Source organism: Pseudophaeobacter sp. C1-32P7, assembly GCF_041008775.1.
Lineage (GTDB): Bacteria > Pseudomonadota > Alphaproteobacteria > Rhodobacterales > Rhodobacteraceae > Phycobacter > Phycobacter gallaeciensis_A.
Window position 1 is genome coordinate 243,705 of the sequence record NZ_JAXGFR010000001.1, and the last position, 25,747, is coordinate 269,451.

Consider the following 25,747-nt stretch of genomic DNA (forward strand, 5'->3'; position numbering starts at 1 on the left):
TCGTGGCGGAGAAAAGAAGTTAACGCGACATTTACCAAGTTTACCGAGGCGTTAACACGGTCGTGATCCGGGCCGCCCCAAACGGGCGCGGTTCAAGGCGTTGCGTAAGCGGTCAGCCGCCCCAGATCGTTTTTACATAGGCCTGGGTTTCACGGTAAGGCGGCACGCCGCCGTGTTTCTGAACTGCCTCGGGGCCTGCGTTATATGCAGCCAGTGCCAAGCGCCAGGAGCCGAACTTACGGAATTGGCGCGCCAGGTACCGCGCGCCGCCTTCCAGGTTTTCCTGCGGGACAGCGGGATCCACCCCCAGCGACCTGGCAGTCTGCGGCATCAGCTGCGCGAGCCCCAGCGCCCCCTTGTGGGATTTCGCGCCGGGGTTCCAATTGCTTTCCTGCTGTACCAGCCGTAGGAACAGATCCTCGGGCACGCCGTGTTTGCGCGCTGCGGCGCGCGCCATGGTCATGAATTTCCCACGGTATTTTCCGGTATAGGGCAGACTGCCATACTGGCCCGTTTCGAATGAGGACCGCGGCAACAGACGGCTGGAGTTCTCGTATTGTTGCGCCGCACGGCCATCCAGAACCTTGGTATGGGCGGCGAACAGGCTGCGCTGGTTCTTGGTCGAGAACATGTCGGCGGTAGCGCCAGTCGCCAATAGCGAAACCCCGGCAGCCGCAGCAAGGCCACGAGCGTTCATTGCATAGACATTGATCAAAGCGGTCTTAAACGTGGCTTGCCCAAACATAGCGGCCCTCAACTCTGTTACCGTCGCGATCCGTTTTCCGACCGGCGAGACTATAGCGGATCTTAACTAAATTGAAAGCGTCAGCGTGCGGCGAACAGATTCTGGTGGGAGGCTGCCCGACCGAAAACCTGCGAAAACCCCCGTCCCGCGGCCAAGAAGGTTGCTTTCATCAGAGCTTGCGGGTCTGTACTGTGGCCCAAAATCCGGGCGCGCTCAGATTCGGTTCTGACACCAGATGCCCATCCACAGACAAGAACATCCAATAAGAACAAGGACAGGACCAAATGGCCGGCTCAGTCAACAAAGTCATCCTCATCGGTAACCTGGGCCGCGACCCAGAGGTGCGGACCTTTCAGAACGGTGGCAAGGTGTGCAACCTGCGCATCGCCACCTCTGAAACCTGGAAAGACCGCAACACCGGTGAACGCCGCGAAAAGACCGAATGGCACAGCGTTGCCGTCTTCAACGAAGGTCTGGTGCGCGTCTGCGAGCAATACCTGCGCAAGGGCTCCAAGGTCTATATCGAAGGCCAGCTGCAAACACGCAAATGGCAGGATCAAAACGGTCAGGACCGTTATTCCACCGAAGTCGTCCTGCAGGGCTTTGGCTCCACCCTGACCATGCTGGATGGCCGCGGTGAAGGCGGCGGTGGCGGCGGCCAGGGTGGCGGCAGCTACGGTGGCGGCGGCGGATATGGCGGTGGCGGCGGTGGCTACGACAGCGGACCCCAGGGCGGTGGCTTTGGCGGCGGCGGTCAGGGTGGCCCCTCGCACAATATCGACGACGACGAGATCCCGTTCTGATCTAACGATTCTGACGCGTGATATCACCCTGGCGATACAGCCTCGGTGATATCCTTCTGATGATCCTTGCCCGATCCGCACAGGCTGCAAAAGGAATGACGCGATGACATGGTCTTTTTCTCTCGGCCGCCTCTTTGGCTCAGAGGTCAGAGTTCATGTCACCTTCTTCCTTCTTCTGGGGTGGATCGGGCTATCTGCCTACAGCGAACAGGGCCTGCCAGGCGCCATTGAGAACACCGTTTTCGTGCTGGCGCTGTTTGCCTGTGTTCTGGCCCATGAATTCGGCCATGCGCTGATGGCGCGGCGCTACGGCATTGCTACCCCCGACATCACCCTGTTGCCCATCGGCGGTCTGGCACGGTTGGAACGGATGCCGTCCAACCCCTGGCACGAGATCGCTGTGGCCTTTGCCGGGCCTGCCGTCAACATTGCGATCTGGGCCATTCTGGTGGTGATTGGTGCGGGCCGCTGGGATCTGGCGAGCCTGGCAGATCCGGCGCAGGAGTTTTCCGGCTGGAATTTCCTGGGCCGTTTGGCGCTGGTGAACCTGATCCTTGCAGTCTTCAACCTGATCCCCGCCTTTCCGATGGATGGCGGCCGGGTGCTGCGTGCTGCGCTGTGCCTGAAGATGGATCGGGTCAAGGCGACCCGCATCGCCGCCATCGCCGGGCAGATCGCCGCCATGGGGCTGGCATATCTCGGCCTCACCTCTGGCAACCCGGTATTGGTGCTGGTGGCGGGCTTTGTCTTCATTGCCGCCAATGCCGAAAATCAGGACGTGGCGATGCGCGCCGTGACCAAGCGGTTCATGGCCCGCGATGCCATGATCACCAGTTTCGAGGCGCTGCGCCCTGAGGACACGCTGGAGACGGCCTCTGCCGCAGTCATCCGCACCACCCAGCATGAATTCCCGGTTCTGGATGCCACAGGCCGCCCGCTGGGTTTTGTGACGCGCGGCGATCTGTTCGCCGCCATCGCCGCAGAAACCCCGCGCATGAAGGCGGTTTCCATGCTGATGACAAATGATATCCCCTCGGTCCCGCTGACTGCCGGGCTGGAGACCGTTCTCGACGCCCTGCACAAGGGCGCACCTGCCGTTGTCGTCACGACAAAAACAGGCGCTCTTGCAGGCTATATCACCTCGGAGAACATCGGGGAGATGATGGTGGTGAAAGGCCGCTAGCCATAGGCAGACGACCTGTAACAGGACGGGGGCCAACAGCCCCCATTCCCCGAAAGGTTACGCCTGCTCGACCTGACGCAGGGCCAGCGCATCCTCCAGCACGGCCAGCACCGTCTCGCGCGGCACATCTGCCGTCACAAAGGCCTTGCCAATGCCGCGCGCCAGAACGAACCGCAGCTGGCCGGCGACCACCTTCTTGTCCTGCCCCATCAGGTCCAGCAGCGCCACAGCGCCGGGCAAATCGCCGGGAATATCCGACAGATCCGCCTTCATCCCCATCGCCTTCAGATGGGCGCGGACCCGGCTGGGGTCTTCCTGACTGCACAGCCCCAGACGCGAGGACAATTCGAACGCAAGCGCGCAGCCGATGGCAACGCCTTCGCCATGCATCAGACGGTCGGAATAGCCGGTCGCCGCCTCCAGCGCGTGGCAGAATGTATGGCCAAGGTTCAGCAAAGCGCGATCGCCCTGTTCGGTCTCATCGCGCACGACGATATCGGCCTTCATCTGGACCGAGCGGGCCACCGCTTCGACCCGGGCCGCCATATCGCCCGCCGCCAGTGCCGGGCCGTGTTCTTCAAGCCAGTCAAAGAACGCAGAATCGCCCAGCAGACCGTATTTCACCACCTCGCCATAGCCGGACAGGAAATCCCGCGCGGTCAGCGTGCCCAGCACCTCGGTATCCGCCAGCACCAGCGAGGGCTGGTGAAAAGCGCCGATCAGGTTCTTGCCCTGCGGCGCGTTGATCCCGGTCTTGCCTCCGACCGAACTGTCGACCTGCGCCAGCAGGGAGGTCGGGATCTGCACGAAACGCACGCCGCGCCGCAGGACGGCTGCAGCAAACCCAGCCAGATCCCCGATCACACCACCGCCAAGGGCAATCACGATGTCAGAGCGTTCCACCTGCGTCTCCAGCAGCCATTCGACGGCGCGCGAAAACTGCGGCCAAGCCTTGGTACCTTCGCCGGGCGGCAAGGCCAGCGCATCCATTTCGATGCCTTCCGCCGCCAGTCCGGCCCGCAGGGTATCAAGGTGCCTGGCCGCCACGTTTTCGTCGGTCAGAACCGCAACCCGGGGGCGGTTCAGCAGCGGTTTGATCCGCTTGCCCGCCTCCTGCAACAGGCCGGGGCCGATCACCACATCATAGGCACGCTCGCCAAGGGGTACGTGAACTGTGCGCTGCATTATTCCGTCCATTCCAATACGTCTGGCCGCTCCTTAAGGGCTTCAAGCACCCGGTCGACCATTGTTTCAATCGAAGCCTGCCCGTCGGATTTCACCGTCAGGTCGGCCTTTTCATAAAATGGCACCCGCGCGTCATAAAGCTCGCGCAGGGTGGCCTTGGGGTCACTGGTACGTAACAAAGGGCGACTGTCCCGGTGGCGCACCCGGTTCCACAGAACCTCAAGGTCCGCCTGCAGCCAGACCGACACACCGCCTTCGGTGATCAGGGTGCGATTCTCTTCGGACAAGAAGGCGCCGCCCCCGGTCGACAGCACACCGCGCTCTTCTTCGAGCAAGCGAGCGATGACCTGACGTTCCTTCAGCCGGAAAAACGGCTCCCCATCGCGCGAGAAGATCTCCGGGATAGACATATTGGCCGCAGCTTCGATTTCATGGTCGCTATCCAGAAACGGCACATCCAGCCGGGCAGCCAGCGCCCGGCCCACAGCGGTCTTGCCCGCGCCCATCATCCCAACCATGACGATCGTCTTTTTCAGCCTTCCCGGTGTCGGTCCGACGGTCACAGTTTCTTCGGTTTGCTCTTTTTCGCTCATTCTTCAGTGAATGACGTGATATTGCCGAAAAGGCCATATATAACTTGAGCAAAACACAAAGAAGCAGGCAGCAGGGACGCAATGGCAAGTTTGATCAAATATCTATTTTATATTGTTGTTCTGGCCGCGATCGGCCTGGTGGGATACGCCTATGTCGGCCCGTGGTTCGGCGCTGATTTCAGCGCCCCGACAGAGGAGATCCGCAAACCGGTGGTCCTGCATGCCGACTAGGCGTTCTTCAGGACCTCTCGCCCTTGCCCTTGCGGCGATATTTACGGGCGCTGCGGGCGCCTCTCCGCCACTGGCAGAGGAACCGCTGACGGTGATCGACTGGCTGGGACAGACCCAAAGCCAGGTATTGCCGGATACAGTACTGCTGGAGCCGCCAACCGCGGGAAGCGCCGCGCGGCCGGAAATCTCGGTAACCCCGCTTGAGGCACTGTTGCCCCCGATCGGGCTCGTAACACCTTCTGCCACCGGGCTGCCAATCGACCTTTGGCGCGGCAGCGCTCCGCAGGACATTGCACGGCTGCTGCGCGACGTGCCGGTGCATAACAGCCCGGCGATGCAGTCGCTGCTGTTCACTGTCATTCTATCAGAGAGTCGCCCCTTGCCCGGCGGCGCTGACGCCATTCTGCTGGCCCGCCTCGACCGGCTGATCGACCTCGGTGCCATCGACCCGGCACAGGCGCTGGCCGAACAGGCTGGACCGTCGGAAACACGCGCTCGATTCGACCGCTGGTTCGACAGCACGCTCCTGACCGGGGATGAGGACCGGGCCTGCGCCGCGCTGACCGCTGCACCCTATCTGGCGCCAGATTATAGCGCGCGGATCTTTTGCGCGGCCCGGCGCGGCGACTGGCCGACTGCGGCGCTGATGCTGGAATCCGCCCATGCGCTGGAGCTGCTGGATCCACCGGCGCTGGCCTTGCTCGACCGGTTCCTGAACCCGGATATTTTCGAAGGAGCCGCACCGCTTCCGGCGCCAGACAACCCTGATCCCCTGACCTTCCGCCTGTTTGAAACTATCGGAGAACGGCAACCGACGGCGCCCTTGCCGCGCGCCTTTGCCGCTGCCGATCTGCGCGACATTGCCGGTTGGAAGGCCCAGCTTGAGGCGGCAGAGCGGCTGACCCGTGTCGGGGCGCTTAACCCCAACCAACTGCTTGGCCTGTTCACCGAACGCAAACCTGCCGCCTCCGGCGGTATCTGGGACCGGGTCCGCGCCCTGCAGACCTTTGAAACCGCGCTGCGCGGAAATCGGACCGATCCGGGCGCCTCTACGGCACTGGATGACGCCCTTCAGTCTGCCTGGGAGGCCGCGCAAGCCTCTCGGATCGAAGTCGCCTTTGCCGATCTTTTTGCCGACGATCTGGGCCGCGCACGCCTGCAGGGAGAGGCCGCCGAACTGGCCTGGCGTATCCGGCTCTTGGCGCGAAGCTATGAACTCGCGGCTCATAATCCGCCGTCGCGCTCCGCCGAAGACCTGTTTCTGGCTGCTTTGGCACAAGGCCGCCCAGCAGAGGTGCAGCCCCCTTCCGATCTGGCGGCCTCCATCGCGACCGGTTTTGCTGCCGACGCAGAAATGCCTGTCTCCATCGCCCGCCTTCTGGACAACGGCCAGCTGAGCGAAGCGATCTTGCAGACCATGGAACTCTTTGCCCATGGCGCCGATGGCAACCTGGGCGATCTCAGCGCCGCGCTGGTTGCACTACGGGCGATGGGGCTTGAGGACACCGCGCGCCGGGCGGCGCTTCAGCTCTTGCTGCTCGTCAGGCACTGATATGGATGCCCCGCGCGATGATCTGCAATGGATCGCGACCTTCCTTGATGCTCAGGCAGCGGATCTCGGGGCGGCGCGCAACACGCTTTTGGCCTATGGCCGCGATCTGAAGGATCTGGCGGGCTGGATGGCCCGGCGCGGTATTTCCTTTGGCGCGGCCAGTCAGGATGACATCGAATCCTACCTGATTGCCTGCGACGCCGAGGGCCTCTCTCGCGCCACCCGCGCGCGGCGTCTCTCCGCCATCCGGCAGATTTATCGCTTTGCCTTCGAAGAAGGCTGGCGCACAGACAATCCCGCCATTCAGATCAAAGGGCCGGGGCGCAGCAAATCCCTGCCAAAGACGCTGGAGGTGACCGAAGTCGACCGCCTGCTAGAGGCCGCGCGTCAGACTGGCCGCACACCCGACGACCGGCTGCGCAACACCTGCCTGATGGAGTTGCTCTATGCCACCGGCATGCGGGTGAGCGAACTGGTCTCGCTGCCGGTCAGCGCCGCACGGGGCGATCCGCGCATGCTGCTGGTTCTGGGCAAGGGCGGCAAGGAACGCATGGTACCCCTGTCGCCCCCGGCCCGCGATGCGCTGGCCGAATGGCTGCAAGCCCGCGATGCCGCCGCTGCCGAGGTTGAAAAACAGGGCAAGCCCGCCTCACGGTTTCTGTTCCCCTCGCGCGGCAAGGAAGGGCACCTGACCCGGCACCGGTTCTACCTGTTGATCAAGGAATTTGCCGTCACCGGTGGCGTGTCGCCGCAAAAGGTGACGCCGCACACGCTGCGCCACGCCTTTGCCACCCATCTACTGGCCAATGGCGCCGATCTGCGCGCCATTCAAGCGCTGCTGGGGCATGCCGATATCGCCACGACCGAGATCTATACCCATGTGCTGGATGCCCGGCTGAGCGAGCTGGTCCTGCAGCACCACCCCCTGTCCCGCAGCAAGCAGTCCGGTGACGACGAATAGTCCGCGCCAATAGGCACCGCACGGAAGCGCCCTGCCCCTTGAACGAAACCGGCAGGACGCCCATAACCATACAAAATCCTTCTGATAAACTGGACCCGACATGGAAACCGATCCGACCACTCTGGACAGCGCATTCTGGCTTAGCGCCGGATCCATTGCTCTGCTGCTCGTTCTTTCGGCCTTCTTCTCTGGCTCCGAAACAGCCCTGACCGCCGCCTCGCGCGGGAAGCTCCGCACCCAGGCCGACAAGGGCGCACGCGGCGCCCGCAGCGCCTTGGCCGTGACCGAGGACAGCGAGCGGCTGATCGGCTCGGTTCTGCTGGGCAACAACCTCGTCAATATTCTGGCGACCTCACTGGCGACGGCGCTGTTCACCCGCGCATTCGGCGAAGGGGGCGTTGCCCTGGCTACCCTGGTCATGACTCTGCTGGTTCTGATCTTTGCCGAGGTTCTGCCCAAGACATACGCGATTTCCAACGCCGAAAAGGCCGCATCTGCCGTAGCCCCGGTGATCGGCTTTCTGGTCACCATACTGGCCCCGGTCGTTGGTGCCGTGCGGCTGCTGGTGCGCGGTGTCTTGCGCCTCTTCGGAGTTCAGATCGACCCGGACAGCCACATCATGGCGGTGCGCGAAGAGATCGCAGGTGCCCTGCAACTGGGCCATTCCGAAGGCGTCGTGGAAAAAGAGGACCGCGACCGTATCCTCGGCGCGCTGGATCTGTCCGACCGCTTTGTCGAAGAGATCATGCTGCACCGTTCCCATATCGAGATGATCGACGCCAATTCCGACCCAGAGGTCATTCTGGAGCAATGCCTGACCTCGCCCCATACCCGACTGCCCGTGTTCAAGGATGAGCAGGAAAACATCATCGGCGTGGTGCATGCCAAGGATCTGCTGCGCGACATGTATGCCCAGATCGGTGGGCCGGATGGCGATGCCGCGGCGTTGCGCAACTTCCAGATCACCTCGGTTGCGAAACCGCCCTATTTTGTACCGGAAACCACCACGCTGGACGACCAGATGCGCCAGTTCCTGCGCATGCGCAGTCATTTCGCCCTGGTGGTGGACGAATATGGTGCCTTGCAAGGTCTCATCACGCTTGAGGACATCCTTGAGGAAATCGTCGGCGAGATCACCGATGAATTCGACCCGGCGGAGCAATCCCTTGCCAAGAAGACCCAGGACGGCAATTTCCTCGTGGAGGGCGCCACGACCATTCGCGATCTCAACCGCGCCACCGAATGGAACCTGCCCGATGATGAGGCGAACACCATCGCCGGTCTTGTGATCCATGAGGCACAGATGATCCCCACCGTTGGACAGGTGTTTTCCTTCCATGGCTTCCGGTTCGAGGTGACTGGCCGTGAAGGCAACCGGATCACCGACCTGAAGGTGCGCCCGCTGACATGACCCAGAGCCAGCGCAGAAACGGAGGCGATAGCCCCGCCTCCCGGACCGGACGCAGCCCATGACCCGGGCGTGGCGGTGGATCGACAGTATCTTCGTGGATCTGTCCCGACAGATGCGCTGGTCGTTCCTACCGCCTCTGTTGATCTATTTCGCCTATGGGGCGCAGGGCATCACCTCGGTTGCCGGGGCGTTTTACGTCAAGGAATATCTGGATCTGCCCGCGGCCTTCCTCGCCGGGCTCAGCTTTTGGGTGGGTATTCCCTGGGCGCTGAAAATGCCCATCGGGCATCTGGTGGATCTGATCTGGCGCTGGAAATACCTGCTGATCCTTCTGGGTGCGGCGCTGATGGCGTCAAGCTATGGGATCATCGTGGCATTGTTGACCCTGCCCGAGGTTATGCAGGCCATCATGCCGGTCAATGCCTGGTATGTAACCGCAATCATTCTGGCGCCCTGCGGTTTTGTGCTGCAGGACGTGGTCGCCGATGCCATGTCTGTCGAGGCTGTCCCCCACCGGGACGCCGACGGCACGTTGCTGGCCGAAGAAGAAACCCGCGCACTGCACACAACCATGCAAACCCTGGGCCGTATCGCCCTGATCGGCGGCTCCAGCGCGGCGGCGGCGCTGAACGTTCTCTTGTTCGAAGGCGCCGAAGCCCTGCCACAAGCCGAAAAGGGCGCGCTTTACGCCCATGTCTATACGCTGGCGCTGCTGGTGCCGGTGCTGTCCCTGTCCGGGGTCGCGCTTGCCCTTGTGCAGCGCTTGCGCAGGACTGCCGATCTGCGCCGCGCCGGACTGCCACAGGCCGAGATCCGCACCCGGCTCGATCCGCCGCGCGATCCGGTGGATGTGAACTGGTGGTATTTCATCGGCGGCGGCGCCTTTGTTGCGCTGTCGCTCAGCGTCGGGCTCAGCGATCTGGCCTATGGGCAGGAAATCATCTTTGCCGGATCCATGGCCATCGTCCTGCTGCTGATGCGCCAGTTGATCGCGGTGCTGACGCCAGCCCAGGCCCGCGCGCTGATTGGCACCGCGATCATCATTTTCGTGTACCGCGCCAAGCCCCTCAGTGGCCCCGGGGCCAGTTGGTTCGAAATCGACGTTCTGGGTTTTGATCCTCAGTTCTTTTCGGTGCTGTCGCTGATCGCTTCGCTGCTGACACTGGTCGGCATGATCGTTCTGCGGCCAATGATGGCCAACCACACGATTGCCTGGATCGTGATTTTCCTGACCTGCAGCGAGGCCCTGCTGAGCCTGCCGAATCTGGCGCTTTACTACGGTGTCCATGAATGGACCTCGGCGATGACCGGTGGGGTCGTGGATGCCCGTTTCATCGCACTGGTGGACACTGCAGTGGAGTCGCCGCTGGGACAGGTGTCGATGATCCCGATGCTGGCATGGATTGCCCGCAACGCGCCCTCGGGGCTGAAGGCGACCTTCTTTGCGGTGATGGCCTCCTTCACCAATCTGGCGCTTTCGGCTTCCAGCCTTGGCACCAAGTACCTCAACCAGATCTTCGTGGTCACGCGTGAGGTCACAGATGCCGATGGCACCGTCGTGACTGCCGCCGATTACACTCAGCTCGGGCCATTGTTGATCACCGTTGCCGTGCTGACGCTGGTCGCGCCCCTGATCGCCATTGTCATCATCCAGAACAGCCGTTTCCGCAGCGAAGACTGACAGTTCCCCTCTCCTCCGATCTGCCAGCGACATGAGATGTCGCTTTTTCACTGGACTACTGTTCACTTCTGTCCAGAATGGCCGAAACGCAGAACGCCAGGGAGCACAATCATGAAGACCACAACGCGCGTGGCAGTCATCGGCGGCGGAGTCGTCGGCTGTTCGGTCCTTTATCACCTGACCAAACTGGGCTGGTCTGACGTCATGCTAATCGAACGGTCTGAGCTGACCTCGGGTTCGACGTGGCACGCAGCAGGCGGCTTTCACACGCTCAATGGCGACACCAATATGGCGGCGCTTCAGGGCTATACCATCAAACTCTACCGCGAGCTGGAAGAGATCACCGGCATGTCCTGTGGCTTGCACCACGTCGGCGGCATTACCCTGGCCGATAACCAGGAACGCTTTGACATGCTGAAGGCCGAGCGGGCCAAGCACCGCTTCATGGGGCTTGAGACCGACATCATCGGCCCCGAAGAAGTGAAGAAACTGTCGGAGGTCACCAATACCGACGGCATCCTTGGCGCGCTTTACGATCCGCTCGACGGGCACCTTGATCCCTCCGGCACCACCCACGCCTATGCCAAGGCAGCGCGCATGGGCGGCGCCACTATCGAAACCCACTGCAAGGTAATCGAAACCAACCAGCGCCCCGACGGCACCTGGGACGTGGTCACCGAAAAGGGCACCATCCACGCCGAACACGTGGTCAACGCAGGCGGACTTTGGGCGCGCGAAGTGGGCGCGATGGCCGGGGTTTATTTCCCGCTGCACCCGATGGAGCACCAATATATCGTCACCGACGAAGTGCCTGAAATTGCGGCCATTATCGACGCGGGTGGCGAGCACCCGCACGTCATGGACCCGGCCGGCGAAAGCTACCTGCGCCAGGAGGGCCGTGGCCTTTGTATTGGTTTCTATGAACAACCCTGCAAACCCTGGGCGGTGGATGGCACGCCGTGGAACTTTGGCCACGAACTGCTGCCCGACAATTTCGACAAAATCGAGGACAGCATCGCCTTTGCCTATCGCCGCTTCCCCGCGCTGGAGCGCGCCGGGGTGAAATCGGTGATCCATGGTCCCTTCACCTTTGCCCCCGACGGCAACCCGCTGGTTGGCCCGGTGCCCGGCATGCGCAACTACTGGTCCGCCTGCGCCGTCATGGCCGGCTTCTCCCAAGGCGGCGGTGTTGGCCTGATGCTGGCGCAATGGATGGTCGAAGGTGAATGCGAACGCGATACCTTTGCCATGGACTGTGCCCGTTACGGCGACTGGATCACGCCGGGCTATACCCGTCCCAAAGTGATCGAAAACTACCAGACCCGGTTCTCCGTCTCCTACCCGAACGAGGAACTGCCCGCCGCGCGTCCTTTCCGAACCACACCGATGTACGATATCTTCGACAAGATGGGCGCGGTCTGGGGCCAGCAATACGGCATGGAAGTGGTGAACTACTTCGCCGCAGAGGGTGAGCCGCGCTACGAGACGCCCTCTTTCCGCCGCTCCAACGCCTTTGACGCCACCGCGCGTGAGGTCAAGGCCGTGCGCGAAGCGGTTGGGATCAACGAGGTGCATAACTTCGGCAAATACCGGGTCACCGGCCCCAATGCCCGCGCCTGGCTGGACCGTGTCATGGCAGGCCGGGTGCCGCAGCCGGGCCGGATCAGCCTGACGCCGATGCTGTCGCACAAGGGACGTCTGATCGGTGATTTCACCATCTCCTGCCTCGATCAGGAAACCTACCAGCTGACCGCTTCTTATGGCGCGCAGGCCTATCATATGCGCTGGTTCCAGCAAAACGCACAGGAAGGCGTTCACGTCGAGAATATCTCGGACCGGGTTAACGGCTTCCAGATCGCCGGCCCCAAGGCGCGCGAGGTGCTGCAGGCCTGCACGCGACAGGATATTTCCGACATGAAATTCCTGGACGTGCGCCGGATGAGCGTCGGCATGGCAGACTGCGTGGTGCAGCGGGTCAGCTACACAGGTGACCTCGGCTATGAGATCTACTGCGATCTGCCCAGCCAGCGTGCCCTGTGGAATGTGTTGTGGGAGGCAGGCCAGCCCCATGGCATGAAGCCCTTCGGCATGCGGGCGATGATGTCGCTACGTCTGGACAAATTCTTTGGCGCCTGGCTGCGGGAATTCTCCCCCGACTACACCGCCGCCGAAACCGGTCTGGACCGCTTCATTTCCTTCAAGAAGGACGTGGACTTCATCGGCCGCGCTGCTGCCGAGGCAGAACGCGATGCGGGTCCTGCGCGCAAGCTCTGCGCCTTTGAGGTTGATGCGGATGACGCCGATGTCACCGCCTATGAACCGATCTGGCTGGATGGCACGGTTGTCGGCTTCTGCACCTCGGGCGGCTATTCGCATCACGCCGGGAAATCCATCGCGCAAGGGTTCGTACCGACCGGCAAGGTGGCCGAAGGGCTGGAGGCCGAGATCGAAATTCTCGGCAAGATGCACAAGGCCCGCCTGATCACCACGCCGCTGTTCGACGCCGACGGCGCCCGCATGCGCGGCTGACCAGTGATCTGAAACGCATTTCGCCTCCGCCTGTTCCCGGGCGGGGGTGACGCAGGCGCCAGAAATCTCTGGCTTTATGGGCACAATGCCCACAAGATCCCCAAACGGCTGGCAGGTGACAGAGCAGCCACGGGGGAACGTTCCATGTCCAACATTGCTATCCTTCTGCTTGCGGCAGGCGCGTCGTCCCGTATGGCTGGGCGCGACAAGCTGAGCGAAGATGTGGAAGGCCAGCCCCTGCTCGCTCTGATGTGCCGCCGCGCTGCGCTGACCGGATTGCCGGTCTACGTTACCGTCCCGAACGAGGCACACCCGCGCACCGGTCTGACCGGTACGGCAACGCCCGTCCCGGTACCGGACGCGGATGAAGGCATGGCCGCCTCGATCCGGCGCGGAGTGACAGCCCTGCCGGAGACGACCGAAGGGGTGATGATCGTGCCCGCAGACATGCCCGAGCTGGAAACTCAGGACCTGATGCACATGGCAGCGCATTTCCATGGCGGCGATGGCCCGATCCTGCGTGCCACTGCCGAGGACGGCCAGTCCGGGCATCCGGTGCTCTTCCCCAAACGTTGTTTTGCGGATCTTGAGGCGATCACCGGCGATCAGGGCGCCCGTGTGCTGCTGAAGCAGGACAAGGTACAATACATCGCCCTGCCCGCCCGCCATGCGACAACGGATCTGGACACGCCCGAAGCCTGGGCCGCCTGGCGTGCCGCGCGGGTTTGAAGGCCCACCCTCGGACGCCCACCCCAATCCGAAAGACCACCTGACAACAAGAAAGGCAGGACCCAGCGGCCCTGCCCCTCCCCCGAAGCCTCGGTCTGCAGTGGTTCACGGGTCCTCTTCCGCAGCTTCCCCCCGGTGCTACGGACGGACCGTTCAGTAAACCAGCAGCCGCGCTTCGTGTTTCTTCAACGACCGGCGCGCTGACGTATAGGCCTCGCGGCCCTCGACAGTCTGCAATTCGGGGAACAGTTCCAGCACCTCGTTGCGCTGATCCCCATCCAGACCACGCAGGGTCAGATCACCGGGCTGGAAACTTTCGGTCCAAGCACCATCCGACAGAACCACCTCGTGCTGGTCGAACATGAAGTGGATGTAGGTCACCGCAGTGGTTTCCACCACGTCCACCCCTTCAAGGCCGGTCAGATGCTTCGCCGCGACCAGAACCTCGCGGTCCTCGAAATAAAGCGCCGTTTTGTCGTTGGCGACCAGTACCCGGTGGTTCGGACTGACCATCATGTCGCGCTCCGGCAGACCATTGCCAAGCGCACCCTGACGGATCAACACCGGTTGCAGATGCGCGGCGTCCTTCAGTTCGGCTTCGGTCAGGCTACGGGCTCCGATCCAGCGGATTTCCTGAATGCCGTTGTCGCGTGTGATCACCCGGTCCCCGGCCTGCAGATCCTCGACCTTGCGCTCTCCATCAGGGGTCGCGATCAGGGTGCCCGGCGTGAAACAGGGAATGATCCGCTCGATCTCGCTATAGGTCATGGATCCAATCACGGAGTCCGCGCCATCCAGCAGGTTGATGGTGCCCGAATAGCTGTTGCCATCGGCGTCCAGCGTGCGGCTGGTGATTTCAAAGTTCTGACCGGTCAGATCCAGCGTGTCATAGTCATCGCCAGTGGAGCCACCATCGACCACATCGCCATCGGATGCACCGATGAACAAGTCGCGGTCGGCGCCGCCACTCAGCGTGTCGGCCCCATGGCCGCCGGTGATCACGTCGTTGCCGGTGCCACCGGTCACCTCGTCATCATCGATACCCGCATCAATGGTGTCGTCGCCTTCACCACCGGAAATGACATCGTCGTCGTCCTGGCCGTAGATCAGATCGTTGCCAGCACCGCCTTCGATGGTGTCCATGCCATTGGTCGGATCAGGATCAACAGGGCGCCCATCAGCGCCATCGTCCATGATGTTGAGCCCATCCGGGAAGGCCGGATCAAGACCGCCGTAAAGGGTATCGTCCCCATCGCCCCCCAGCAGAACGTCCGAGCCCTCACCGCCGATGATCATATCGTTGTCGGCGCCGCCATCGACCGTATCGTCGTCAATGCCACCATCGATGCTGTCATCACCGCTGCCACCGGAGATCAGGTCGGCGTCATCACCAGTGGTGATGGTGTCATTGCCTGCGCCACCCGCAACGGTATCCATGTCATCATAGGGATCGCTGTCCGCCGGGATCGGCGGAATGTTCGGCGTGGTGCCGGTGTAGCCCGGGAAACCGCGATCCGGCAGCGGTGTCGGCTCGTTGCCAGAGGTGTCGATGACATCATCGCCGTCGCCGCCATCGACGCTGTCAGACCCGTCACCGCCGGTCAGGCTGTCGTCCCCGCCATTGCCGATGATCACATCATCACCGTCGCCGCCATCAATGGTGTCATTTCCCGGCACGATCGGCGCGGTGGGATCGGTGGCATCGAAATAGACGTCGGAGACGTCGATGCCACTGTTGTCATGTCCATCCTGCGTGTGGCTGATCACGATCGAAGATACCGGTCCCGGTATCGTCACCAACAGGGAAATGTCCGGATCGACATCGCTGGCATAGGTGCCGTCAACCTTGACCTCGGCACTGTCATCGCCCGGTACGGCATCCGCATCCGACAAAGTCAGCGCCGGTCCGCCCGAGAGATTGACGATTGCCGGGTTTCCGTCGGCGTCAAATGCGCTGACCTGTACCGAGCCGTCGCCATCGATATCGTTGATACGGAAGGAAACATTTCCAACCGGGTCAGAAAAGTCGAGCTGATAGGCCGCGTTGTTTCCGTCGCCGTCCAGTTCAGACGCCATGCCACTGTTGGCATCGGCAGCACTGCCATCGGTGTCGATATTGCCAACAAACTGCGTGGTGTCGCTGAATAGCGTCTCAGAACCTGAGGTCTGAGACAGCACGGAGAAGTCCACGGTGACCGAACCTGTATCCTGCGAAAAGCCGCCGCTCAGATCGTCCTGCGGATCAACGGCGCCACCGTCATCCGGGTCCGGAGCCAGATCCCACTGGAACACCTCGCGGCTGCTGGGACCGGCGCCCGGCGCATCGGTGTCACCCTCCAGCACGTCATCGCCTGCGCCCCCGCTAAGGCTGTCTGCCCCAGAGCCACCATGCACGGTGTCGTCCCCGGCGCCCGCTTCAACGGTGTCATCCCCGGCTGCGGCGTTGACCAGATCGTCATCCGGGCCATCTGCCGGGTTAATCGCATCACCGGCGTCGATCCGGTCGCCTTCTGGATCACCGGTATAGGCCGTGTCGATCAGGTCGTCCGTCGCTCCACCTTCCACAATCCCGTCCAACTCACCGGCAATCACGTCTTCATCCAGCACGGCCACATAATCAATCAGACCGTTAAAGGACGCAGACCCGTCCCCGGCGGCGCCGATGGAGAAACTGTCATCGCCGTCGGCGGTAACATCCAAAGACAGGCCAGCCACATCATCCCCGGCGGTGGCAACCGTACCTTGAGTGGTGTTTTCCACCACCATCGTCTGGCCCCCATCGGTCCAGCTGTATTTCACGGTCAGCACATCGCCATAGGTGAAAAAGCCCGGGTCCGTCGTCAGCAGCACGGAGGCGCCGCCATCGGCATGCGCGACCTCGACCGACCCATCGGCGGTGACCCGGATTTCGAAATTCTCGCCATCGGCATCGCCCGACGTTTCCAGACCGCGGCTGACAACGGTTTGGGAGTCAGAGGCCGGGACCTCATTCGGCTGGAAGGTGCTGATAAGGGTGCCTTCGGTCAGATCGAAGGGGCCATCATTGCTGCCATCGACAGAGAATTGCGTGTTGCTGCCATTTCCGAGCATCCAGCCGCCAGCGTAGGTGGTGGAGGGAGACCCCGTCCCATCCTGCGCGATGCCATCGCCCAGACCGGTGTCCTCAGTGGTATAATCCTCGCGGAAGTCCCACAAACCAATCAGATTTGCCGAATACGGGTTGTCGAAATTCTCAGCCATCACATTCTCCTCTTCGGCACGCGCTCGCACCAGAAACTCTGGACGCCGGAGCGACCGAATACCAAATAACCATGCCGCACAGATCTGCCGACATCGCCAATACCCGATCATGTAGGGGGATGCGGCCTATTCTACCGCCGCCGTATTCCGCACAGCCCGAAAGGCGTGCAGGTCAACAATGCACATTCAACGACACACTCACTGCCAGGCAGACGACAGCAAATACCAGAGCGAACAGAACCCCAGTGCCGAATTTCGGCGTACTCAAAAACAGCCCCCCAGATGGGCTCAATCGAAACTACCCTAGGCCCTGAAACCAACAAAGGAAAAAATCGAAAGAAAATTTAAACGATTTGTAGAAACTCAAAGAAACGCGCCCTCTTTGAGTTTGTAACGTTGAAAAACTGTTTCCAAGCTGGAGTATATCAACGACGGCAAGGGCTTAACTTGCAACGAGCATTCGAAACAATCCGGCACCTACCGCCATTATTGTGTGCAAAATCCACTCAATACCCAGCCTTCTGTTTCTCTGCTCATAGCAATTTTTGTCTGTTTGAAGCGCCAAACATCCGAGCAGCCGTACCGGGCCAATTTCTCGAATAATCACCCAATTTGAGGTAATCACTAGAAACAAGCGCCAATGTTGCTGCGTACGAAACAAACAGCCGCGGCAATCTTAACGAATCAACTATTCGCCGCCGCCCGCGACGCCGCATCGCGCAAGGTTTTACGGGCACGTCAGGCGCGCCCGCTCAATCCTCTCCGTCGGCTTGATCGGGGTCGAGATCCTGAAGATCTGGTTTAACCTGATCGTCGACCGCCGAACGAGGGGCAGCCGGACCGGAAGGCTGCGATGTCGCGAGAGCCTCGGGGTTGCGGATCCAGATATCACGCTGCGAGAACGGGATCTCGATGCCCTCCTCGTGGAACCGGCGAGCGATCTCGTAGTTCATCTCGGATTTGACTGAGAGCACCCAATTCACATCCCGCAGAATGGCGCGGATTTCAAAATCGAGACTGTCAGCACCAAAGCCCTGGAAGATCACACTGGGTGCCGGGTTCATCAGAACCAGCGGATTGGCCTTGGCAATCTCCATCAGGATACTCTCAACCTTGCGCAGGTCCGTGCCATAGGCCACCCCGACCGGCACGATCACGCGACCTACCGTGTTGCCACGCGTATAGTTGGTCACAGTCCCGGTGATCAGGTCAGAGTTCGGGATGATTACATCAGAGCGGTCAAAGGTCTCAATCCGGGTGGAGCGCACCGAGATGTCCCGCACGTAGCCCATCAACCCGCCAACCTCGATCCAGTCGCCTTTGGAGATCGGGCGTTCGATCAGCAGGATGATGCCCGATACGAAATTCGACACGATGGTCTGAAGGCCGAAACCGATCCCGACAGACAGGGCACCGGCAACAATCGCCAGCGAAGACAGGTCCAGTCCGGCCAGGGAAATCGCCACCACAGCGGAAATGAATATCCCCGCATAGCCAAGCCCCGAAACAATGGCATTCTGGCCGCCCGGATCGATCTTGGTCTTTGGCAGCAGAGAATTGCGCAGGCTACCCTGCACCAGCCGGGTCAGCGCATACCCGGCGGCGAATACGATTGCAAAGCTAAGGAAAGCGGTCGGAGAAATCCGCGTATCGCCAATCGAAAAGCCCGCAAGGAACCGAGACCACAGCTCCGTCAGGTCGGCAACACGGGCCCCCCAGACAATGGCCAAAATCGGCAGCGACAGCGTCACCAGCAGGAAGCCAGAGATCACCGTGAACAGCGAATCCTGCGCGGTCTGCCCCTTGCCGCTAAGCCAGCCGTAAACATCGCCAATGAAGCGTTGCAGCACCAGCATTGCCGCGAGGATCGCAAGCGTGGAGATTGCCGGATAAATCAGCGCCTCGGCCGCACTGGTATAGCCGACTGCAGCCACCAGCGGCGACACGATCCCCAAGGTATAGGCGCCACGTCGCACGACGGACCGTATCCGCCCGACATTTGAAACAGCTGGCGCTCCTGTGTCGTCGTCCTCGCTCTGCTGGGTCTCGGACGTCTCGGAGATGGCCGTTAGCCGCTGTACCCGCAACATCACAAGCGCGGCAAAGACGATCAGCGGGAAGCCCAGCACCGCATGGGCCTCGACCGAGATCCTTTCGATCTGCTCAAAACGGATCAGCGCATCCTTCAGCACCAGCAACACCGCCAGAAGATCCAGCATCAACCGGGCCTGCTGGTGCCGGTTGTCGGCAACCGGGATCAGGCTGCTGCCGTCGCGCGGCTTGAAGACCTGTTCGCCCAACCAATGGAAGGACAACAGCAAGAAGGCCCAGACCGGCACGTAATCCGTCAGCAGCGAACCGCGCAGCCCGAGAAGACCGGACAGATCGATTGCAGCGGTCAGCAACAGGATGCCACCGAACGGCAGCAGAACTTCCAGCAAGGAGACCACGAAACTCCAGACGCCGGTGCCACCGCCGCCATATTGGCGCAAATGGCTGCCCGCAGCCCGTGCCCAGGGGCGTCCCCGCAAGAGCAGAAGCCCGGACAACAGCAGCAGCAGCAAAATCGCCGGCAGGTTGTTGCTGATCCGCTCCCGCGTAGTGTCATTGCCCAATTGGAAAGCGGTTTCATGCCACACCGCCATTCCGGCATCGGACAGATCGGCCGCTGCCTCGGGCCAGTATTGCGGGTTCAGAGGCGACGGCCCCCGTTCCAGCAATCGTTTGGTGCGCCGTTCGCGAATGATTTTGTCGATCTCTGCAATCAAGCCGTCGGCGCGGCTGTAAGCCTCTTCAGAAACCACCCGTGGAACCCGCAAGGCATTCAGCTGATCTCGGAGGCTTGCCCGCAACTGGGCGATATCCTCGGCCTCGGTTTCGCCCTCTGCCGGAGGCGGGCCAAGCGCCTCCAACTGACCTTCCAACGTGCGAATCCGGTCAGCGTTGTCGGTGCCTGAAGACAGAAAGGTTTGCCGGAATCTGGCCAATTCGCTTCGCAGCTGTTCCAGCGCAGCGTTGGAAGCCCGGTTGGCATCGATAACCTGTTCCGCACGCGTCGCGGTTTTCTGCCATTCGGCAGACATGGCCCGGATCTCTTCCGTGCTCTGTGCAGACAGCGGAAGGGCCAGGCCGATCAACAGGATCAGCCCAGCCCCCCAAATGCGCAGCAAGTCAGCTATGCGTTTCATACGTCCTCGAATACACCCGGGATGGAGGCAGGAGCGTGAGTCATCCAGTCCGGCACCGGCAGGCTTTTCTCACGCAGGAAATCGGGGTTGAAAAGTTTCGACTGATAGCGCGTGCCATAATCACACAGCACCGTCACGATGGTTTTGCCCGGTCCCATTTCCTTGGCCATGCGTACGGCGCCCGCGATGTTGATCGCCGACGAACCGCCAAGCACCAGACCTTCGTTATGCAGAAGATCAAAGACAAACGGCAGCGCTTCTTCGTCCGGGACCTGATAGTTGAAATCCGGAGTGAAGCCTTCAAGGTTCTTGGTGATGCGTACCTGACCGATGCCTTCGGCAATGGAGGAGCCCTCCATCGCGATTTCACCGGTGGTGTAATAGCTGTAAAGCCCGGCGCCCATCGGATCGGCAAGACCGATCTTCACGCCCTTGGGCTGCAGCGCCTCGGCGACACCGGCCAGCGTACCACCCGAGCCGACAGCGCAGATGAAACCATCGACCTTGCCGTCGGTTTGCTGCCAGATTTCGGGGCCGGTGGTTTCCACATGGGCCTGACGGTTGGCAACATTGTCGAACTGATTGGCCCAGATCGCACCATTGGGTTCGGTCTTGGCCAGTTCCTTGGCCAGACGCTCGGAATAGCGCACGAAGTTGTTCGGGTTGCGATAGGGCGCCGCCGGAACCTGCACCAGTTGCGCACCGGCAAGGCGCAGCATGTCCTTTTTCTCTTCGGACTGGGTTTCGGGAATCACGATGACGGTCTTGAACCCCATCGAGGCCCCCACCAGCGCCAGACCGATCCCGGTGTTGCCCGCGGTGCCTTCAACAATGGTGCCGCCCGGCTTCAGCTCGCCGCGTGCGATGGCGTCGCGGATAATATAGAGCGCCGCACGGTCCTTGACCGACTGGCCGGGGTTCATGAACTCCGCCTTGCCCAGAATTTCACAGCCGGTTTCGTCGCTGACGCGGTTCAGCCGGATCAGTGGCGTATGGCCGATTGCATCGGCCAGATCACGTGCAATGCGCATAGTATCCCTTTCGATCTTTCCCTACAGACTTAGCCAACCGCCCCTCCGATCACAAGGCGCGAAGCCACAACTGTGCCCCGCTCAATCGATGTGCGCGCGAAGCCTGTCCCGGTGCCGGGCCAGCCAAAGCGCTGCCGTTACCAAAGGCATGTCCTGATAGGTATTCCTGTCCACCGCATCGATAAATTCAGAGAACGAAATGACTTTACTGCGGATGTCCTCGTGTTCACTGGCCAGCCCGCCGCCACCTTCGACCGTATCAAGATCGGCAAGCCCCACAAAAATGTGAATGAATTCACCTGAAGCGCCGCTTGAGGGGTAGACCTCGGCCACACGCTCCAGCTGGGTGACGGCTACGCCCGCCTCTTCCTGTGCTTCGCGCCGAGCGGTTTCTTCCGGCGTTTCACCGGGGTCGATCAGACCCGCCACCGGCTCCCACATCCAGGGGCGTTTTTCCCCGGCAATATAGGTCGCGGCGCGGAACTGCTCGATCAGCAGTACCTGATCGCGGACCGGATCATAGGGCAGAACCACCGCCGCCCGTCCAACCAGCGCCACGCCCCGGTTCACCACCGGGCTGAAGCTGCCATCGTAGCGGCGGAACTGCAGATCCATCTCTTCCATGGCGAAAAAATTCACATAGGCACGTTTGTGGCCGTGCACCCGCACATCCCGCGCCAGATCGTGGGCCGGATCCTCTGGCCGGGCCTGCGCCGCCAACCAGGACGCGGCGCGGCGGCGGATCGAGGGGAAGATCCGGGCGATCTCCTCAGCCGATTTGCAACCGCGCAGGTCCATGACCTCCTCGGCAGCGCGCAGTGACAGCGCGCCCCAATCTGCGATCCACTCATCCAGATCCCAAAGCTCAGTGGTATCCCACATACCGGGCGCGGGGAAATATACCTCTGCATGCGCAGGCTCTCCCCCCTCCAGGCGCACCTCCACCTGTTTCAGCGCATAATCGAAACCGCCTTCATAGAAATTGAGCGCGTCGAGATCCTGCTGCGTCACACCGCGCAGCAGCAGCCCCGGCGCAGAGGCGCCTTCGCAGGCCTCGATGGCGGGAAAGGGCTGGTCCCTGACCTGCCGCACTGCGTGATCGGCAAGCTGCGCCTGCCGCGCATCAAGACTTTTGGCGCTGCGTCCCAGAACGCATTCCAGCAGCGGCACATAGCGCAGCGTGCCGTATAAAAAGAGATCAGCCACAAGGCGCTCCCGTTATGAAGTGAAAATTGACAGTCAGCGCCAGCGGTTGTGAGCGTTCTCGGTGGCGAGGCCCGCCAGAACCCCGCCGATCACCAGCGCCAGCAGGACATGCGGCACCGCCATGACAAAGAAATAATCCAGCGAAATGGTGAAGATCGCAGTCAGCGCCTCGAACGGCCCGTCAAACCGGTGCCGCATGGCCAGCCGGAACATCTCCCAGACGCCCTGCACGAACAGCCCCCAGAACACCATCACCGCCATGCCGGTGATCCCGTTGTTGATGGCGGGCACCAGACCATGACCAGCCCGCCGCCCCATCAGGATCCAGCCACAGACAACCCCGATGGCCATGTTCACATAGGTGAAATAGCCAAAATCGGTACCCTCGGGCATCAGGGGCATGATCATGCCCGAAACAACAAAGGCAAGCAGCGCCATCGACAGGGCTGCGATCAGTCGTGCTCCGTTTGGCATCCCGGCGGGTTCCGTTCCTGTTGTGGCGGTCGCCCCCAAACGGCCACCGCATCCTGCATTGACCAGCAATTTCGCCGGTTCCCGCCTCGCAGACAAGGGTGCCGGGAACAAGTTCTGCCACCATGCGCAACTGGGCAACAAAGCTGCCCTGCCCGGCGTCACTCAGCCTGCTTTCTGTCCGGCGCTACGGTGCTGCCCATAGGCCTCCAAAGCCCGCTCCCGCCCCGCTTTCAGATCGATCAGGGGCCGGGCGCGCATCTGGTCCGGCGACAGGCCCCAGCTGAGCGGCGCCGCATCAAAAAAGCTGGTGGCGCTTTGCGGCGGTGTGCGCTGACCTTCGGCGATCCATCGGCGGATATAACGGCGATCTGCATCGAACTTGTCGATCTGGCCTTCCGGATTGTAGATGCGGAAGAACGGCGCCGCATCCGGGCCAGAGCCCGCGGTCCATTGCCAGCCCATCGCATTGGCGGCCGGATCCCAGTCCACTAGACAATCCGCAAACCAGTCCATCCCGACCTTCCAATGCACCATCAGATGTTTGGTCAGGAAACTTGCCACTATCATGCGCGATCTGTTGTGCATCCTGCCGGTGACATACATTTCCCGCATGGCGGCATCGACAAAGTCATAACCGGTCTGCCCCCGCTGCCAGGCCTCCACATCCGGGGTGATCTCGCTGGACCAGCCAAAACCGTCCCATTCTGGCCGCCAGTTTTCCGTCAGGATCTGCGGGCTGTGATACATCAGGTGGTAGGCAAACTCGCGCCAGACCACCTCTTTCAGGAAATGTTCCGCGCCTTTCCCGCTGCCTGCCATCGCGCGCTGGCCCAGCTGCCACATCCGGTGCGGGCTGATCTCACCCCATGCGAGGTTTTCCGACAGGTTCGAGGTTGCATCCTCGGCTGGGTAATCACGGCGATCCTTGTAGCGGGCGACGGCCTCCTCAAGGAACCCGTCAAGACGGTCCAGCGCCGCTTGTTCGCCAACATTGCAGTGCGCCCGCACGATATCGGCGCCGCGCCGCATCGCCGCGCCCATCTGCCAATCCGCCACCGCATCGCTGTCCGGCCAGCTCTCCGGCGCGGACAGCTTGCCCGGCTCGGGCAGCAAATCGGCGGGCTGGCGATCGCGAACGGCTTTCCAGAACGGGGTGTAGACCTTGAACATGCCCCCCGCCTTGGTCTCGACCGTCCAGGGTTCAAACAGCAGCCGCCCGCCATGGGATTTTACCGCGATCCCGGAGGCCTTCAGATCCTCCTTGATCGCCATATCCCGCGCGATGGCCTCGGGATCATAAAGCCGCGACCAGACGACGCTCCCTGCCCTGGTCTCATCAATCACCTGCCGCAGAACCTCTTGCGCATCGCCGCGACGGAAGATCAGCCGACTGCCCCGCGCGGACAGCGTTTCGGCGAGTTTCTCCAGCCCAAGGCCAAGACGGAATTTCGGCGCCGCGCCCAGCGCCTTGTCCTGCGCATCCAGAATATAAAGCGGGATGACAGGCGCGCCGCTGTTCACGGCCGCCGTCAGGGCCGGGTTATCCGCAAGGCGCAGATCGCGCCGGATCCACCAGATCACCGGGGCATTGCTGGTCATATGTCTGAAAGTCCTGTGCTGCCATTCTCGTTACAGCACGCGATCTAGGGCCTCGATCAGCTGCGTCACCTCATTTTCGTTGGTGTAATGGGTAAAACTCATCCGAAGGACACCCTGTTCCGGGTCCACCCCCATCGCCGAGAGCGCCCGCACCGCGTAGAAATCCCCGCCGCCCGCCATGATACCATGCCCGGCCAGTTCCTCTGCCAGCCCAGCGCCAGACCGGTTGACGGCAACAGCCACGGTCGGCGCGCGCACGGCGGCGTCGCTTGGCCCGATGAGGCGCAGATCGTTGCGGTCCTTCAGCGCATCCAACAGCGGTTGCAGCAGTTTAACCTCGTGGTCACGCATCAGATCGTGCACGAACCCGGCGCGCGCTGCTGCGTCTTCGGTAGGGCCGCCGTGATGATCGCACAGGGCGTCGATATAATCCGCCATACCGGCGCTGGCCGCGACCTGTGCGTGATCGGGTCCCGCAGGGGTGAAGCGCTTGTAGAGAACGTCGCCGTTGAAATAATGCGCCTGGTTCGGAAGGATTTCGCCCAGCGCCCGGCGGATGACCATGATCCCCTGATGCGGACCATAGGTCTTATAGGCCGAGAACAGGTAAATGTCCGGTCCCAGCTCCCCGACGTTGGGCAGCCCATGCGGCGCGTAGGACACCCCGTCGACGCAGACAAAGGCCCCCGCTGCATGGCAAAGCGCGGTGATCTCGGTCACCGGGTTGATCTCTCCCACCACGTTCGAGCAATGGGGAAAGCAGACGAGGCGCACGTTTTCGTCCAGGAGCGTCTCCAGATCCGCCGGATCCAGATGACCAGTGGCAGGATCGATCTTCCACTCACGGACCTCAATGCCCTCTTCGGCCAGCCGCCGCCAGGGACCGGTATTGGCCTCGTGATCCTGATTGGTGACGATGATCGCCTCCCCCGGGGAGAGGAATTGCCGGAACGCCTGCGCCAGAACATAGGTGTTCTGCGTGGTCGAAGGGCCAAAGCTGACCTCATCGGTATCCACCCCCAGGATTGCCGCAAGCCGCTGCCGGGCCTCGTCCATCTCTGCCCCGGCCAAGGTCGAGGCCTCATAAGGCGCATATGGCTGCACCTTGCGCTGGGTGTAATAGCGCATCAGACGATCAATCACCGGCTTGCAGGTATAGGAGCCGCCTGCGTTCTCAAAGAAAGCCTGCCCTTGCAGCGTGGGTTCGGCAAAGGCCGGGAATTGCCCGCGTACAAAATCAATATCCAGCGCCATCTGTCATTCCCCTGCTTTTCTGTTCGCAAAAGGGATGCAGATCTTGCCGTGCAAGGTCAAGCGCCGGTACGCGGTGGAACCGTCCTGCAGCGTGAGGCGCCAGATGCGTCGCCAAAAGAAAGAGCGCGCAGTATCAGCCCTGCGCGCTCCCT

Annotated in this window: 19 protein-coding genes; 9 read left to right on the top strand and 10 right to left on the bottom strand. The window is 61.8% G+C overall.

Features of this window, described 5'->3' with window-relative positions; genetic code table 11:
• Positions 1–112: 112 nt before the first annotated feature.
• Entirely contained in the window at positions 113–631 is a 519-nt protein-coding gene (locus SM763_RS01140; RefSeq protein ID WP_425537371.1) for a lytic transglycosylase domain-containing protein, read from the bottom strand.
• A gap of 398 nt (positions 632–1,029) precedes the next feature.
• Between SM763_RS01140 and SM763_RS01145 the strand changes: the two genes are divergently transcribed.
• Together SM763_RS01145 and SM763_RS01150 are read left to right on the top strand one after the other, a co-directional pair.
• Positions 1,030–1,548, top strand: a complete 519-nt coding sequence (locus SM763_RS01145) for a single-stranded DNA-binding protein (protein WP_065273417.1) — start codon at positions 1,030–1,032, stop codon at positions 1,546–1,548.
• Between the two features lie 103 nt (positions 1,549–1,651).
• On the top strand, positions 1,652–2,731 hold the full coding sequence (locus SM763_RS01150; RefSeq protein WP_065273416.1) for a site-2 protease family protein: 1,080 nt from the start codon (positions 1,652–1,654) through the stop codon (positions 2,729–2,731).
• A gap of 57 nt (positions 2,732–2,788) precedes the next feature.
• Here the strand turns inward: SM763_RS01150 and aroB are convergent, their stop codons facing one another.
• Together aroB and SM763_RS01160 are read right to left on the bottom strand one after the other, a co-directional pair.
• Positions 2,789–3,916, bottom strand: coding sequence for a 3-dehydroquinate synthase (gene aroB / locus SM763_RS01155; RefSeq protein ID WP_368997119.1), 1,128 nt, complete (start codon positions 3,914–3,916; stop codon positions 2,789–2,791).
• Positions 3,916–4,509 carry a shikimate kinase gene (locus SM763_RS01160; RefSeq protein WP_274839217.1) on the bottom strand — a complete coding sequence of 198 codons (594 nt, stop codon included), beginning with the start codon at positions 4,507–4,509 and terminating at the stop codon, positions 3,916–3,918. The genes aroB and SM763_RS01160 overlap by 1 nt, the downstream gene beginning before the upstream one ends.
• A gap of 81 nt (positions 4,510–4,590) precedes the next feature.
• On the opposite strand from SM763_RS01160, the gene SM763_RS01165 reads away from it, so the two are divergent.
• The 7 genes from SM763_RS01165 to SM763_RS01195 all read left to right on the top strand — a co-directional run bounded on the left by SM763_RS01165 (position 4,591) and on the right by SM763_RS01195 (position 13,603).
• Entirely contained in the window at positions 4,591–4,740 is a 150-nt protein-coding gene (locus SM763_RS01165) for a hypothetical protein (protein ID WP_197492328.1), read from the top strand.
• Positions 4,730–6,292, top strand: a complete 1,563-nt coding sequence (locus SM763_RS01170) for a hypothetical protein (protein WP_368997121.1) — start codon at positions 4,730–4,732, stop codon at positions 6,290–6,292. The genes SM763_RS01165 and SM763_RS01170 overlap by 11 nt, the downstream gene beginning before the upstream one ends.
• Position 6,293: 1 nt before the next feature.
• Positions 6,294–7,253, top strand: a complete 960-nt coding sequence (locus SM763_RS01175; protein ID WP_368997123.1) for a site-specific tyrosine recombinase XerD — start codon at positions 6,294–6,296, stop codon at positions 7,251–7,253.
• A 100-nt stretch (positions 7,254–7,353) separates the two neighbouring features.
• Positions 7,354–8,664 (top strand): HlyC/CorC family transporter, encoded by a 1,311-nt coding sequence (locus SM763_RS01180; RefSeq protein ID WP_065273411.1) that lies wholly within the window; start codon positions 7,354–7,356, stop codon positions 8,662–8,664.
• Positions 8,665–8,722: 58 nt separating this feature from the next.
• Positions 8,723–10,345, top strand: coding sequence for an MFS transporter (locus SM763_RS01185; RefSeq protein WP_065273410.1), 1,623 nt, complete (start codon positions 8,723–8,725; stop codon positions 10,343–10,345).
• A gap of 111 nt (positions 10,346–10,456) precedes the next feature.
• Positions 10,457–12,874, top strand: a complete 2,418-nt coding sequence (locus tag SM763_RS01190; RefSeq protein ID WP_368997126.1) for a GcvT family protein — start codon at positions 10,457–10,459, stop codon at positions 12,872–12,874.
• A gap of 144 nt (positions 12,875–13,018) precedes the next feature.
• Entirely contained in the window at positions 13,019–13,603 is a 585-nt protein-coding gene (locus SM763_RS01195; RefSeq protein WP_274827987.1) for a nucleotidyltransferase family protein, read from the top strand.
• A 153-nt stretch (positions 13,604–13,756) separates the two neighbouring features.
• Here the strand turns inward: SM763_RS01195 and SM763_RS01200 are convergent, their stop codons facing one another.
• The 7 genes from SM763_RS01200 to SM763_RS01230 form a co-directional block, all read right to left on the bottom strand.
• Entirely contained in the window at positions 13,757–16,843 is a 3,087-nt protein-coding gene (locus SM763_RS01200; protein ID WP_368997128.1) for a Hint domain-containing protein, read from the bottom strand.
• 752 nt (positions 16,844–17,595) lie between these two features.
• Positions 17,596–20,031, bottom strand: a complete 2,436-nt coding sequence (locus SM763_RS01205) for a DUF3772 domain-containing protein (protein ID WP_368997130.1) — start codon at positions 20,029–20,031, stop codon at positions 17,596–17,598.
• Positions 20,028–21,062 (bottom strand): cysteine synthase A, encoded by a 1,035-nt coding sequence (locus SM763_RS01210; RefSeq protein ID WP_065273405.1) that lies wholly within the window; start codon positions 21,060–21,062, stop codon positions 20,028–20,030. Before SM763_RS01210 ends, SM763_RS01205 begins: the two co-directional genes overlap by 4 nt.
• Positions 21,063–21,143: 81 nt before the next feature.
• The gene (locus SM763_RS01215; protein ID WP_274836924.1) at positions 21,144–22,268 is read right to left on the bottom strand and encodes an NUDIX domain-containing protein; all 1,125 of its coding nucleotides are present in this window, start codon (positions 22,266–22,268) and stop codon (positions 21,144–21,146) included.
• 33 nt (positions 22,269–22,301) lie between these two features.
• Entirely contained in the window at positions 22,302–22,742 is a 441-nt protein-coding gene (locus tag SM763_RS01220; RefSeq protein WP_065273832.1) for a TrgA family protein, read from the bottom strand.
• Between the two features lie 162 nt (positions 22,743–22,904).
• On the bottom strand, positions 22,905–24,341 hold the full coding sequence (locus SM763_RS01225; RefSeq protein WP_368997132.1) for a cryptochrome/photolyase family protein: 1,437 nt from the start codon (positions 24,339–24,341) through the stop codon (positions 22,905–22,907).
• Between the two features lie 30 nt (positions 24,342–24,371).
• On the bottom strand, positions 24,372–25,595 hold the full coding sequence (locus tag SM763_RS01230; RefSeq protein WP_274833904.1) for an aminotransferase class V-fold PLP-dependent enzyme: 1,224 nt from the start codon (positions 25,593–25,595) through the stop codon (positions 24,372–24,374).
• Positions 25,596–25,747: the final 152 nt, after the last annotated feature.

Bases quoted from the DNA above. Each gene is read 5' to 3' on its own strand.
- SM763_RS01150 (WP_065273416.1), top strand. From the start codon at position 1,652: ATGACATGGTCTTTTTCTCTCGGCCGCCTCTTTGGCTCAGAGGTCAGA.
- SM763_RS01195 (WP_274827987.1), top strand. From the start codon at position 13,019: ATGTCCAACATTGCTATCCTTCTGCTTGCGGCAGGCGCGTCGTCCCGT.
- SM763_RS01140 (WP_425537371.1), bottom strand. From the start codon at position 631: ATGTTCTCGACCAAGAACCAGCGCAGCCTGTTCGCCGCCCATACCAAG.
- SM763_RS01180 (WP_065273411.1), top strand. From the start codon at position 7,354: ATGGAAACCGATCCGACCACTCTGGACAGCGCATTCTGGCTTAGCGCC.
- SM763_RS01220 (WP_065273832.1), bottom strand. From the start codon at position 22,742: ATGCCAAACGGAGCACGACTGATCGCAGCCCTGTCGATGGCGCTGCTT.
- SM763_RS01200 (WP_368997128.1), bottom strand. From the start codon at position 16,843: ATGGCTGAGAATTTCGACAACCCGTATTCGGCAAATCTGATTGGTTTG.
- SM763_RS01145 (WP_065273417.1), top strand. From the start codon at position 1,030: ATGGCCGGCTCAGTCAACAAAGTCATCCTCATCGGTAACCTGGGCCGC.
- SM763_RS01170 (WP_368997121.1), top strand. From the start codon at position 4,730: ATGCCGACTAGGCGTTCTTCAGGACCTCTCGCCCTTGCCCTTGCGGCG.
- SM763_RS01230 (WP_274833904.1), bottom strand. From the start codon at position 25,595: ATGGCGCTGGATATTGATTTTGTACGCGGGCAATTCCCGGCCTTTGCC.
- SM763_RS01210 (WP_065273405.1), bottom strand. From the start codon at position 21,062: ATGCGCATTGCACGTGATCTGGCCGATGCAATCGGCCATACGCCACTG.
- SM763_RS01190 (WP_368997126.1), top strand. From the start codon at position 10,457: ATGAAGACCACAACGCGCGTGGCAGTCATCGGCGGCGGAGTCGTCGGC.
- SM763_RS01225 (WP_368997132.1), bottom strand. From the start codon at position 24,341: ATGACCAGCAATGCCCCGGTGATCTGGTGGATCCGGCGCGATCTGCGC.
- SM763_RS01160 (WP_274839217.1), bottom strand. From the start codon at position 4,509: ATGAGCGAAAAAGAGCAAACCGAAGAAACTGTGACCGTCGGACCGACA.
- SM763_RS01165 (WP_197492328.1), top strand. From the start codon at position 4,591: ATGGCAAGTTTGATCAAATATCTATTTTATATTGTTGTTCTGGCCGCG.
- SM763_RS01175 (WP_368997123.1), top strand. From the start codon at position 6,294: ATGGATGCCCCGCGCGATGATCTGCAATGGATCGCGACCTTCCTTGAT.
- SM763_RS01185 (WP_065273410.1), top strand. From the start codon at position 8,723: ATGACCCGGGCGTGGCGGTGGATCGACAGTATCTTCGTGGATCTGTCC.
- SM763_RS01205 (WP_368997130.1), bottom strand. From the start codon at position 20,031: ATGAAACGCATAGCTGACTTGCTGCGCATTTGGGGGGCTGGGCTGATC.
- aroB (WP_368997119.1), bottom strand. From the start codon at position 3,916: ATGCAGCGCACAGTTCACGTACCCCTTGGCGAGCGTGCCTATGATGTG.